Raw genomic sequence first — 12508 nt, 5'->3', positions numbered from 1 at the left:
AGTCATATGTCAAGTGTGCTGACCACATAATGGCCGCACACTTTGGAGCAAGAGGGAGGAAACCATGTTCCACACAGTCAATATGCTGGGAAGTCGCGTTGCCCGCCGGGCGCTGACCGCCGGATTGATCGTCTTCGCCAGCGCAGGCGCCGCCCTGGCCGAATGGCCGGAAAAAGCTGTCACCATCATTGTACCCTGGTCCGCCGGGGGCGGCACCGATGCCACCGCCCGCGCGGTTGCTGCGGAACTGGAGGAGAAGTTCGGCCAACCGTTCAACGTTGTAAATCGCACGGGCGGCGGTGGGCTTGTCGGGCATTCCGCGATCGCAACCGCCGATCCCGATGGCTATACCCTTGGGGTGATCACGATTGAGGTCGGCATGTATGCCGCGCAGGGTCTGGCCGGTGCGACGCCGGATGATCTTGCCTATATCGGGCGGTTCAATGCGGATCCGATTGCGATCAACATCGCGGCAGATGCCGATTACAGCGACGCGGCCTGATTGCCGCCGTCAAGGAAGATCCGGGCGCAATTGCCGCGTCGGGCGCGAACCGTGGTGGCCTGTCACATCTGGCCTGGGTCGGATTGCTGGACAAGCTGGGGATTGACCCTTTGGCGGCAAATTGGGTGGCCTCGGACGGTTCGGCACCGGCCCTGCAACAACTGGCCGCTGGCGCAATTGATGTGGTTTCGACCTCACCCGCCGAAGCACAGGCGCTGGTCGATGCGGGCGAAGCCAAAACCGTGGCTTTGATTTCGTCAGAGCGCAGCCAGTATTACCCCGATCTCGCCACCACAACCGAGGTGTTCAACGTCGATTGGTCGCCCCTGCCCTATCGTGGTGTGGCCGCCCCCAAGGGCGTGCCGGACGAGGTTGTGACCAAGGTCGAAGGCGCATTGAAAGAGATCACAGAAGACGCGGATTTCCGGGCCTTCATGGCATCGCGCGGCTTTTCCGTCGCGTATCAGACTGCGGCTGATTTCGAACACACCGTGCGCTCGTCGAGCGAAGGTCTCTCGGCGGCGCTGACCACGGTTGGTCTCGCGAAGTAACTGATCTGGCGAAGTAACTTCGAAAGGGCCGACCATATGCGGATCGGGGACAGATTAATCGGGCCGTTTCTGGCCGCGTTCGGCGTACTTGTGATCTGGGGGGCGTCAAAGCTCCCCAGTGTGCCGGGGGTGCGGTTTGGCGCGGATTTGCTGCCGACCGCCATCGGTGTGGCGTTGGCGGTTTTTGGCGTGATCATCGGGATCAGCGGATTGCGCCAACGCGCGCGGCTGATTGATGTCAGCGATTGGCACACCCGTCTGCGGGATGGCGTTGCGGCGCTTTGGTCGCTTGTTGGTCTGGTGATCGGCATTCTGGCGTTTGAGCCTTTGGGCTTTCCGCTGTTTGGCATTGGGTTCATGGCGGTGATGATGGCGCTGATGGGCGCGCGCTGGCCGGTGATTGTCACCGTTGCGCCGGTGTTTGTCTTTGTATTGTATTTCGTCTTTTCCGGGATCTTGCGGGTGTCCTTGCCGGTTGGCCCGCTTGGGGGGCTTTTGCCATGAGCGCAGAGACCCTTTGGGCCGGTCTGGGGCTGGTGTTGCAATTCGATGTGCTGGTGGCGATTCTTGGCGGGGCGGTCTATGGGCTGTTTATCGGCGCGCTGCCGGGGTTGACCGCAACCATGGCGACGGCGCTTTTGGTGCCGCTGACCTTTTACATGGCGCCGCTTCCGGCGATTGCGCTGATTGTGTCTTCGACCGCGATGGCGATCACCGCCGGCGATATTCCCGGTGCCTTGCTGCGCATTCCCGGCACCCCGGCCTCGGCCGCCTATACCGAGGAAAGCTATGCAATGACCCGGCGCGGTCAGGCCGGGCGGGCGCTGTCGATCGGGTTTTTCTTTTCTGCCACCGGCGGGTTGATCGGGGCCTGTGTGTTGTTGATCACCGGGCCGCTGTTGGCGCAATTGTCGCTGAATTTTTCCAGCTTTGAATTCTTCTGGCTGGCGGTGCTGGGGCTTTTGACCTGTGCGGTGGTGTCGGGCGACAATCCGGCCAAGGGCGGGGTTTCGCTGGCCATCGGGCTGTTGATTTCCACCGTTGGGCTGGATGTTACCTCTGGCCAGCCGCGTTTCACCCTTGGGTCGATCGAATTGAGCGGCGGCATCAGCTTTATCCCGGTGATGATTGGCATGTTTGCCTTTTCCGAGATTTTGCGCGGCCTGTCGGCGGCGGGTCGGGCCGATGTGGCGATCCTGAACCGCGACGACAAACCAAAGATTTCCCGCCCGTTCCAGGGCGTTTTCGGCCTGCTGCGCCGCTATCCGCTCAGCCTGCTGCGCGGCACCGCGCTTGGCGCGTCATTGGGGGCGTTGCCGGGTGTGGGCGGCGATCTTGCGGCGTGGATTGCCTATGGTGTGTCGCGGCGGTTTTCCAAGACGCCGGAAAAATTCGGCACCGGCCACCCCGAAGGTCTGATCGAGGCGACATCGGCCAATAATTCCGGCCTGTCCAGCGCCTGGATTCCGGCGTTGGTGTTTGGCATTCCCGGTGATGCGGTGACCGCCATCGCGGTTGGCGTGCTCTATATGAAGGGTCTGGCGCCGGGGCCGCGGTTGTTTGTCGAAAACCCGGTGATGCCCACGGCAATCATCATGTCGTTTTTCATCGCCAACCTGTTGCTTTTCCCGCTGGGCCATCTGGCGATCCGCGGTGCGCGGCTTGTGCTTGCGGTGCCGAAATCGGTGATTGTGCCGATGATCCTTGTCTGCTGCTTTCTGGGGTCTTTTGCCATCAACAACACGTTGTTTGGCGTCGGCATCATGCTGGTTGCCGGTCTTGTCGGCTATCTCATGGAGCGCAACGGTTTTCCGATTGCGCCGGTGATCCTCGGGCTTGTGCTGGGGCCGGTGCTGGAACGCAATTTCATCATGTCGATGCAGATCGCGCGCGGCGACCTCTTGGCGTTTTTTGAACGCCCGGTTGCCTGTGGTCTGGGTCTGTTTGTCTGTGCGGTGTTGCTGTTGACCATCTGGAAGGCGCTGCGCCGCCGTCACATTGGCGCAGAGATCACCCCATCGCCCATGCCCCCCAAAAACGTAGTGAACAAATAAAGGACAAGAGCCATGAAGGATTTCTTTGACGTGACCGACAAGGTTGCCATCGTGACAGGTGGGTTGGGCCAGCTTGGCACGCAATTCACCAAACAGCTGGCCGGCGCCTGGCGCCAAGGTCGCGATTTTTGCCCGCCGCAGCCGCACAGCCGAAGAGATCGAGGCGCAATTCCCCGGCCTTGGCGACCGCGTGCGGGTGTTTGTGGCGGATGTGCGCGATCAGGACAGCCTGATTGCTGCCACTGATGCGCTGATCGCGGCCTGGGGTGTGCCGGATATTCTGGTCAACAATGCCGGCATCGACAGCAAACCCGATGGCGACGCCGACCAGAACGCCCCGTTCGAGATCTATCCCAAAAAATATTGGGATGACGTGATCGACACAAATCTGACCGGTGTCATGCTGACATCCCAGGTGGTGGGGGCCAAAATGGCCGAGGCCGGGCGCGGCTCTATCATCATGGTGGGCTCGATGTATGGCATGGTGTCGCCCAATCAGGCGCTCTATTCCTATCGCGAGGAACGCGACGGCAAACCGTTCGTCAAGGCGATCTCTTATGCGGCGTCAAAATCCGGTTTGCTGAACATGACACGCTATCTGGCCACATATTGGGCCACCAAAGGGGTGCGGGTGAATCTGGTGACCTTTGGCGGGGTCAAAACCGGGTCGTTTGACAAGGAATTCATCGACGCGTTTCTTCAGCGGGTGCCGATGAACCGTCAGGCCGACATCGAAGAATTTGGCCCGATTGTGCAATTCCTGGGCTCTGGCGCGTCAAGCTATATGACCGGGGCCAATCTGGTGCTGGATGGGGGCTTCACCGCCTGGTGATGTCCGCCTGTCGGCTTTGACCGTCTATGCCGCGCGGGTTTTCCTGCGCGGCTTTTGTCTTTTTGCGCTTAACTTGGCCAGTATCGCAACAGGATCGCACCAGTATCACATCAGTTTCATATCCATGCCGCACAGCCGGGGCGCTGGTATTTGCGAATTTACCGGGTGGATGTCTTGACTCTCCCTCTATATTTTAAATATCCGTGAAATAACGAATAAGCGCGCAGAGCCGCGTCTTCGCCGATCAGACATCAAGAGGCCCCCAAATGAATATTTTCGAAAAATACCTGTCCCTTTGGGTTGCTTTGGCCATGGCGGGAGGGATTTTGCTGGGCAATCTCGCGCCGGGATTGATCGGCGCGGTGGCGGCGGCCGAGGTCGCCAGCGTCAATCTGGTGGTTGCGGTGCTGATTTGGGCGATGGTCTATCCGATGATGGTCGGCGTGGACCCGCGATCGCTGCGGGATGTGGCCAAACAGCCGCGTGGGTTGGTGATCACGCTGGTTGTGAATTGGCTGATCAAGCCGTTTTCCATGGCCGCTCTGGCGGTGGTCTTCTTTCAATATGTCTTTGCCCCCTGGATTCCGCAGGAAGATGCGTTGCAATACATCGCCGGTCTGATCCTGTTGGGGGCGGCGCCCTGTACCGCGATGGTCTTTGTCTGGTCACAACTGACGCGCGGCGACGAGACCTATACCCTGTTGCAGGTGTCGGTGAACGATCTGATCATGGTGGTGGCCTATGCGCCGATTGTCGCAGTATTGCTGGGGGTTACGGACATCACCGTGCCGTGGTCGACGTTGGTGATGTCGGTGCTGTTGTTTATCGCCCTGCCGCTGGCGGCGGGCTTGGTGACACGCAATCGTCTGGGGTCCGAGGCGGCAATTGACCGGTTTCAGGCGCGGGTGAAACCCTATTCCGTGGTCGGTTTGATTGTGACGGTCATGATCCTGTTTGGCCTTCAGGGGCAGGTGATTGTCGCGAAACCACTGATCATCTTGCTGATTGCCGTGCCGATTATCCTGCAAAGCTATGGCATCTTTGCGGTAGCCTATGCGGCGGCCTTTGCAATGAAGGTGCCACATCGGATCGCGGCGCCCTGTGCCCTGATTGGCACCTCGAATTTCTTTGAACTGGCGGTTGCAGTTGCGATCAGCCTGTTTGGCCTGAATTCCGGGGCCGCGTTGGCGACGGTGGTGGGGGTTCTGGTAGAGGTGCCGGTGATGTTGACGCTGGTTGCCTTCGCCAATCGAACACGGGCGCGTTTCGCACCAGACCCCGGCACGACCTAGGTCGCAAAAGCCGCCCTGAAGCCGCGCGGCGCAGTCACAATGCGCCGCCGGGGGCGGGTGATCAAAAAACATGCGCTTCGGACCTTATGTGGCGGTCGCATCGCCACATTTGCGCAGATCTTGGGCCAACAATTTGGAAACATGGCTTGATTTTTGTCGGTAAGAGCGATTACCGTAAAATTTACCATGCCGCGCGTAAAGTTTTTCTTTGCCCGACGCCATGATGTGGGTGAGAGCCTGAACATTGAAAATAAACGCAAAAACGGAAAAGCCCGGGGTCTCGACACATGAATGGACGCAAAATCAAGAATATGGAGGAATTCGCGGAAGTTAGCGGAATTTCCCGGCCCACGGTGTCAAAATATTTCAACAACCCGGATTTGTCCGCAACTCGACCCGGGAACGGATCGAGCGCGCGCTGGAGAAATATGATTACCGCCCCAATATCTTTGCGATGAACCAAAACCGGCGGCTGACCAAGAATGTCGGGGTTGTTGTGCCCTATCTCGCCGATCCCTTCTTTGCCGAGATCGCCCGCAGTATTGAACGCCGCTGTATGGCGGCCGGGTTCTTTCCGCTTTTGTTCAGCTCTCATGGCGCGCCAGAGCAGGAAAGGGCGATCCTGGATTCCCTGCGATCCCTGAAACCGGCCGCGTGCTTTTGGCGGCTTTGGGGCGGTCATCCGACCTGAAACATATCGAGTTGTTCTGCGCCGAGGTGCCAACGGTCCTGTTTGACAGCTATCTGGAGAACGTCGGAGAAGCCTTTGTTGGCTCGGATAATTCTCAATTTGTACGCATGATGGTGGATTACCTCTGTCGCAGCGGCGAGCCGCCGGTGTTTTTTGAAATGGCAAATCCTGCCAACCCGAACGCCCGCCGCCGCCGCAAGGGATTTACCGATACGATGGAAATGCTGGGCCACGAACCGGTGATCATCCAGGCCGAGGGAGAGGGCTGGGATTTTGAGGAAATCGGCTATCGTGGCGGGTTGCGGGCCATCGAGCAGCGCAAACTGGTCTCCAACACCGTTTTGTGCAGCAACGACCGTTTGGCCCTTGGCCTGATTGCGGCCGCATATGAAAAAGGCATGCGCGTCGGGCGCGGCCAGGGCTGTGCGCTGCGCATTGCCGGAATGGATGATCATCCCTTTGCGCGTTTTACCTGCCCGCCCCTGACGACAATTGCCCAAAGCTATGCCTCCATCTCCGAACGCAGCATCGAGGCACTGTTCGAGGTGCTGGACCGTGACGGCGATGTGGGCCCAAGCGATCAGCGTGTCGATACGCTATTTGAAGGGCAGCTTGTCATGCGCGAGTTAGCGTAAACTTTCTGCGATGCAGAAAATTTGCTGCACTGCGGAAACTTAAAACCTTACGCGCGTAAAATTTTCAATTGACACGAATCTGTGATTCCGGGTATCCCTGTTTCAGGACATCCAGAAACCAAGGGAGGATATTGGATGAAACTTACGAGCGCACTTTTTGCGGCGTCAGCACTGGTGTCGGTCGCAGCGACCGCAGCCAATGCCGAAACAATCACAGTGGCAACAGTGAACAACGGCGACATGGTCCGCATGCAGGGCCTGACCGCGGATTTCACCGCCAAGACCGGTCACGAAGTTGACTGGGTCATTCTGGAAGAAAACACCCTGCGCCAGCGTCTGACCCAGGACATCACCACCAAGGGTGGCCAGTTCGACGTCATGACCATCGGCATGTATGAAACACCGATCTGGGGTGCTCAGGACTGGCTCATTCCGCTGAATGACCTGTCGGCTGATTACGACATCGACGATATCCTGCCTGCGATGCGCAATGGTCTGTCGGTTGACGGCACCATGTATGCCGCACCTTTCTACGGTGAATCCTCGATGGTGTTCTATCGCACCGATCTGATGGAAGCTGCCGGTCTTGAAATGCCGCATTCGCCAACATGGGCACAGATCCGTGAAGCGGCTGTTGCGATGACCGATCGTGACAACGAAATCTACGGCGCCTGCCTGCGCGGCAAAGCCGGTTGGGGCGACAACATGGCCTTCATCACGGCGCTGGCCAACTCCTTTGGTGCGCGTTGGTTCGACGAAGACTGGAATGCCCAGTTCGACTCGCCCGAGTGGAAAGAAGCGCTGACATTCTACCTCGATCTGCTGGAGCAAGCAGGCCCTCCGGGTTCCTCGGGCAACAGCTTTAACGAAAGCCTGACACTGTTCAACCAGGGCAAATGCGGCATGTGGATCGACGCAACTGTTGCGGCCTCCAAGCTGACCAACCCTGATGACCTCGGTTGTCGCCGACAAGGTCGGTTTCGCACTGGCACCGCACAAAGAAGGCGTTTCCAAGAACGGCAACTGGCTCTGGGCATGGGCGCTTGCCATCCCGGCCGGCACCAAGAAAGAAGCCGCTGCCAAAGAGTTCATCGAATGGTCCACATCCAAGGAATACATTGAACTCGTCGCCGCAAACGAAGGTTGGGCAAACGTGCCTCCTGGTGCCCGTGTGTCGCTCTATGAGAACGACGAATACAAGAAGGTTCCCTTTGCAGAGATCACACTGGAAAGCATCCAGTCGGCTGATCCGAACAACCCAACCGTAGAACCCGTTCCCTATATCGGTGTGCAATTCGCCGCGATCCCGGAATTTGCAGGTATCGCAGGCCAGGTTGCTCAGGAATTCTCGGCAGCTGTTGCAGGTCAACAAACTGCAGAAGAAGCCCTGGAAAAAGCACAGGCGATCACCACAGAAGAGATGGAAGCCGCAGGTTACTAAGGCTCCTCCCAAGCCGGGGGGCGGCGCAAGCTGTCCCTCGGTCCCCCTTCCCCTTTATTCATTACCAGTTTTATCCGTGTTCCACATGCACTTAGCGTGAGAAGAGGGAATTGCGTCATGGCGACCCAACACTCCCGATCCGCAGCACGCATGATGATGGCACCCGCAGTCATTCTACTCCTTGGATGGATGCTCGTTCCCCTTATCATGACGCTCTATTTCTCATTCAAGAAATACCTGCCCCTGCGCGGTGGCGATCTTGGATGGGCCGGATTTGACAACTATGTCCGGTTCGTCACCTCTTCGGCCTTCTGGCCGAGTGTCCAGGCCACCCTTGTCATCGTTGGCGGCACATTGTTGATCACCGTCGTGTTCGGTGTGCTTCTGGGCATCCTGCTCAACCAGCCGATGTGGGGCCAGGGCGTTGTCCGTATCCTGGTGATTGCACCCTTCTTTGTCATGCCGACCGTGTCGGCACTGGTGTGGAAGAACATGTTCATGGATCCTGTGAACGGGCTTTTCGCGCATCTTTGGAAATTCTTTGGGGCTCAACCGGTCGAATGGCTTAGCGATGCGTCGATGTTTTCGATCATTACAATTGTCAGCTGGCAATGGTTGCCGTTTGCCACGCTTATCCTGTTGACTGCGATCCAATCGCTGGACGGTGAACAGCTTGAAGCCTCGGAAATGGACGGCGCACCGGTTCTGAAACGGTTTTACTACATTATTCTGCCGCACCTCAGCCGCGCGATCACCATTGTGATCCTGATCGAGACGATCTTCCTGCTGTCGATCTTTGCCGAAATCTTTGTGACCACAGGTGGTGCATTTGGATCTCGGACGCTGACATATCTGATCTTCCAGCGCGTGTTGGAAAGCCAGAACGTCGGACTTGGGTCTGCGGGTGGTGTCTATGCAATCATTCTGGCCAATATCGTTGCCATCTTCCTGATGCGCATCGTCGGCAAGAACCTGGACGCGTGAGGAGATATTAATCATGGCACGTGCCGTTACCAATCAACGCAAAGCGATCAATACCGCCGCTGCCTGGGCTGTGGGTCTGCTGATCTTCTTTCCGATCCTGTGGACCATCCTGACCAGCTTCAAAACCGAAGCACAGGCAATTTCCGATCCACCCGTCCTGTTTGCCTTTGACTGGACGTTGCAAAACTACAGCGACGTTCTGGACCGGTCGAACTATGGTCGGTTTCTGATGAACTCGATCATCATCGCGGGCGGATCAACCATCCTGGGGCTGATCATTGCGATCCCCGCCGCCTGGTCCATGGCCTTTGTGCCATCAAAGAAAACCAAGGACATCCTGCTTTGGATGTTGTCGACCAAGATGTTGCCGGCGGTGGGGGTGCTTTACCCGATCTACCTGATCTTCATCAAACTTGGCCTGCTGGACAGCCGCACCGGTCTGATCATCGTGCTGATGTTGATGAACCTGCCGATCATTGTCTGGATGCTTTACACCTACTTCAAGGAAATCCCCGGTGAAATCCTCGAAGCGGGTCGGATGGACGGTGCCGGTCTGAAGGATAAGATCCTGTTCATTCTGACGCCAATGGCCATCCCGGGCATCGCCTCGACCATGTTGCTGAACTTTATCCTCGCCTGGAACGAAGCTTTCTGGACCCTGAACCTGACAGCGGCCAAAGCGGCCCCCCTGACCGCGTTCATCGCCAGCTACTCCAGCCCCGAGGGCCTGTTCTACGCCAAACTCAGCGCGGCATCCACCATGGCAATTGCGCCGATCCTCATTCTTGGCTGGTTCAGCCAGAAACAACTCGTCAGCGGCCTGACCTTCGGCGCTGTGAAATAAGGACCAGAGATTATGGGACAAATTCAACTGAACCAAGTCACCAAGAGCTTTGGCGATGTCAACGTCATCCCGCCGCTTGATCTGACCATCCACGAAGGCGAGTTCACGGTTTTCGTCGGCCCTTCGGGTTGTGGTAAATCCACCCTTCTGCGTCTGATTGCCGGGCTGGAGGATATCACATCCGGTCAGATCGACATCGACGGCCAGGATGCGACCAACCTGCCCCCGGCCAAACGCGGTCTTGCGATGGTGTTCCAATCCTATGCGCTTTATCCGCATATGTCGGTGCGCAAGAACATCGCATTCCCGATGAAGATGGCCGGCATGGACGAAGCCGAACAGACCCGCCGGATCGACGCCGCCGCCAAGGCGCTGAACCTGACCGATTATCTTGATCGGCGCCCGGGTCAGCTTTCGGGTGGGCAACGTCAGCGTGTGGCAATTGGCCGTGCGATTGTGCGTGAACCTTCGGCGTTCCTGTTCGACGAACCTCTGTCAAACCTCGACGCGGCTTTGCGGGTCGGGATGCGGCTAGAGATTTCGGAGATGCACAAGCGTCTGAAAACCACGATGATCTATGTCACCCACGACCAGGTTGAAGCGATGACCATGGCCGACAAGATTGTGGTGCTTCAGGCCGGTGTGATCGAACAGGTCGGCTCTCCGCTGGAGTTGTATCGCGAACCGCGCAACAAATTCGTGGCTGGCTTTATCGGATCGCCCAAGATGAACCTGATCGAAGGCAGCGAAGCGGCGAAACACAATGCCCATACCATCGGCATTCGCCCGGAGCATCTGGATGTCTCGACAACCGAAGGCCAGTGGCAAGGCACGGTTGGTGTGGCCGAACATCTGGGCAGCGACACGTTCATCCACATCCATGGCATCGAAGGTTGCGATCCGCTGACTGTGCGGGCCGGGGGGGAAGTGGCGGTAAAACATGGGGATACCGTCTATCTGACACCGCAGATGCAGCATTTGCATAAATTCGGGGCCGATGGGCTTCGGATTAGCTGATCCAACCTTTGCAGGGGATGCGCCCCGGCCCTGACGGCCAGGGTGCATCCCATCCGCCATGAAATCCACGGCACCCTCTGTCCGGTCCCGCCGGACCAGACCAAGTGTTGTTTCCTATTTGCCCCATGTCGATGGCGGCCAGCGTGCAGAGCTGACCGGAAAGGGACCAGAGATGAAATTGTCCGACGCGACCCTGAATGACCTGCCCGCAGCCATTGCGCGCCCGACGTATGACCGGTCCAAGCTGACGCCGGGCATTGTGCATATTGGTCTCGGAAATTTCCACCGCGCGCATCAGGCTTGGTATTTGCATCAGCTGATGCAGGCCGGAAAAGCGCAGGACTGGGCCATCATTGGCGCCGGTGTGCGCAGCTTTGACGAAGCTCAACGCGCGCGCCTTGCAGCCCAGGATTACCTGACCACATTGATCGAACTTGATCCCAAAGGCACCTCGGCCGAGGTTGTCGGGTCAATGATCGACTATGTGCCAATTGTCGACGGAAATGGCCCGCTGATAGCGCAGATGTCCGATCCGGCCATTCGCATTGTGGCGCTGACCGTGACCGAAGGCGGCTATTATCTTGATCCCGCGACCAAGAAATTCGACGCCAGTCAGGACGATATTCAACATGATGTCGCCAATCCCGGCACACCGCGGACCGCGTTTGGCGCGATGATTGCCGCCCTGCGCGCGCGCCGTGACGCGGGTCATGCGGCCTTTACCTGTCAAAGCTGTGACAATCTGCCGGGCAATGGCGTCAAGCTGCGGGAAACCGTGATCGGGCTGGCCCGATTGATGGATGCCGATCTTGCTTCCTGGATCGAAGAAAACTCCAGCTTTCCCAATTCCATGGTCGATTGCATCGTGCCCGCGACCGGCCCAAAGGAGCTGGAGCTGGCGCGCGGCATCGGGGTCGAGGACGCCGCGCCCGTCACCCACGAAAATTTCCGCCAATGGGTGATCGAAGATGATTTCTGCAATGGTCGCCCGGCCTGGGAAACGGTTGGCGCTACCCTGTCTGACAAGGTGCACGACTACGAGGCGATGAAGCTGCGGATGCTGAACGGCGGTCATCAGCTTATCGCCGCCCCGGCAGAGATCCTCGGGATTGAAACCATCGCCGACACCATGGCGCATGACGGCATCCGGGCCTATCTGGAAAAGGTCGCATTGACCGAAATCGCGCCGCATGTGCATGACGTGCCGGGCATGACGCCGGCGGCCTATGTCGATCTGATCAGCGGGCGGTTTGCCAACCCCAAGATCTATGACACCGTGCGCCGGGTCGCCTTTGACGGGTCGTCGCGCCACACCGGGGCGGTGTTGCCGGGTATCCGCGATGCATTGGCGGCGGGCACGCCGGTTTCCGGGCTGGCATTGTCACAGGCGCTTTGGGCACGGATGTGCGCGGGCACCCGCGAAGATGGCAGCGTGATCGAGCCAAATGATCCGATCTGGGCGCGTTTGACCGCGACGGCCAAACTGGCCAAATCAGACCCGGATCATTGGCTGGCACAGCGCGAACTATATGGCGCTTTGGCTGACAACGCGCAGTTCCGCAGTGATTTTCGTAAATGGTTGACCCTGATTTGGTCAAAAGGCGTCGAAGCCGCCTTGCAAGCCTATCTAGAGTTGTAACGAGTGACGGGTCGGGGCGGAGCAAT

Annotated in this window: 10 protein-coding genes and 2 pseudogenes; all 12 read left to right on the top strand. The window is 58.3% G+C overall.

The annotated features are described in order from the left end of the window. Positions 1-64: 64 nt before the first annotated feature. Entirely contained in the window at positions 65-502 is a 438-nt protein-coding gene (locus tag AC0L4F_RS19505; RefSeq protein ID WP_280520687.1) for a Bug family tripartite tricarboxylate transporter substrate binding protein, read from the top strand. Continuing rightward, a complete protein-coding gene (locus AC0L4F_RS19500) occupies positions 499-1053 on the top strand; it encodes a tripartite tricarboxylate transporter substrate-binding protein (protein ID WP_280520698.1) in 555 nt (184 codons plus the stop codon). Before AC0L4F_RS19505 ends, AC0L4F_RS19500 begins: the two co-directional genes overlap by 4 nt. A gap of 36 nt (positions 1054-1089) precedes the next feature. Beyond that, positions 1090-1557, top strand: coding sequence for a tripartite tricarboxylate transporter TctB family protein (locus AC0L4F_RS19495; protein WP_244691053.1), 468 nt, complete (start codon positions 1090-1092; stop codon positions 1555-1557). Next, positions 1554-3107 carry a tripartite tricarboxylate transporter permease gene (locus tag AC0L4F_RS19490; RefSeq protein ID WP_244691052.1) on the top strand — a complete coding sequence of 518 codons (1554 nt, stop codon included), beginning with the start codon at positions 1554-1556 and terminating at the stop codon, positions 3105-3107. Before AC0L4F_RS19495 ends, AC0L4F_RS19490 begins: the two co-directional genes overlap by 4 nt. A gap of 73 nt (positions 3108-3180) precedes the next feature. Beyond that, positions 3181-3939: an SDR family NAD(P)-dependent oxidoreductase gene (locus AC0L4F_RS19485; protein WP_244691051.1), complete on the top strand. Its 759-nt coding sequence runs from the start codon at positions 3181-3183 to the stop codon at positions 3937-3939. A 266-nt stretch (positions 3940-4205) separates the two neighbouring features. After that, the gene (arsB, locus tag AC0L4F_RS19480) at positions 4206-5231 is read left to right on the top strand and encodes an ACR3 family arsenite efflux transporter (RefSeq protein WP_244691050.1); all 1026 of its coding nucleotides are present in this window, start codon (positions 4206-4208) and stop codon (positions 5229-5231) included. A gap of 287 nt (positions 5232-5518) precedes the next feature. Then, a pseudogene (locus AC0L4F_RS19475) lies at positions 5519-6557 on the top strand (LacI family DNA-binding transcriptional regulator). 135 nt (positions 6558-6692) lie between these two features. Next, positions 6693-7998, top strand: a pseudogene (locus AC0L4F_RS19470) (ABC transporter substrate-binding protein). Positions 7999-8115: 117 nt separating this feature from the next. Continuing rightward, positions 8116-8982, top strand: coding sequence for a carbohydrate ABC transporter permease (locus AC0L4F_RS19465; RefSeq protein ID WP_244691049.1), 867 nt, complete (start codon positions 8116-8118; stop codon positions 8980-8982). Positions 8983-8995: 13 nt separating this feature from the next. Continuing rightward, a complete protein-coding gene (locus tag AC0L4F_RS19460) occupies positions 8996-9826 on the top strand; it encodes a carbohydrate ABC transporter permease (protein ID WP_244691048.1) in 831 nt (276 codons plus the stop codon). A 12-nt stretch (positions 9827-9838) separates the two neighbouring features. Continuing rightward, positions 9839-10843, top strand: coding sequence for an ABC transporter ATP-binding protein (locus AC0L4F_RS19455; RefSeq protein WP_244691047.1), 1005 nt, complete (start codon positions 9839-9841; stop codon positions 10841-10843). Between the two features lie 172 nt (positions 10844-11015). Then, positions 11016-12482, top strand: a complete 1467-nt coding sequence (locus AC0L4F_RS19450; RefSeq protein WP_244691046.1) for a mannitol dehydrogenase family protein — start codon at positions 11016-11018, stop codon at positions 12480-12482. The last annotated feature ends 26 nt before the right edge of the window (positions 12483-12508 follow it).

It is taken from the genome of Marinovum sp. J2-8 (genome assembly GCF_055808435.1).
The sequence above is the reverse complement of the archived record's forward strand: the minus strand, read 5'-3'. Positions and strand labels throughout refer to the sequence as shown.

Coding starts and splice junctions, on each gene's coding strand:
- AC0L4F_RS19490 (WP_244691052.1), top strand. CDS start 1,554: ATGAGCGCAGAGACCCTTTGGGCCGGTCTGGGGCTGGTGTTGCAATTC.
- AC0L4F_RS19505 (WP_280520687.1), top strand. CDS start 65: ATGTTCCACACAGTCAATATGCTGGGAAGTCGCGTTGCCCGCCGGGCG.
- AC0L4F_RS19465 (WP_244691049.1), top strand. CDS start 8,116: ATGGCGACCCAACACTCCCGATCCGCAGCACGCATGATGATGGCACCC.
- AC0L4F_RS19495 (WP_244691053.1), top strand. CDS start 1,090: ATGCGGATCGGGGACAGATTAATCGGGCCGTTTCTGGCCGCGTTCGGC.
- AC0L4F_RS19450 (WP_244691046.1), top strand. CDS start 11,016: ATGAAATTGTCCGACGCGACCCTGAATGACCTGCCCGCAGCCATTGCG.
- AC0L4F_RS19460 (WP_244691048.1), top strand. CDS start 8,996: ATGGCACGTGCCGTTACCAATCAACGCAAAGCGATCAATACCGCCGCT.
- arsB (WP_244691050.1), top strand. CDS start 4,206: ATGAATATTTTCGAAAAATACCTGTCCCTTTGGGTTGCTTTGGCCATG.
- AC0L4F_RS19455 (WP_244691047.1), top strand. CDS start 9,839: ATGGGACAAATTCAACTGAACCAAGTCACCAAGAGCTTTGGCGATGTC.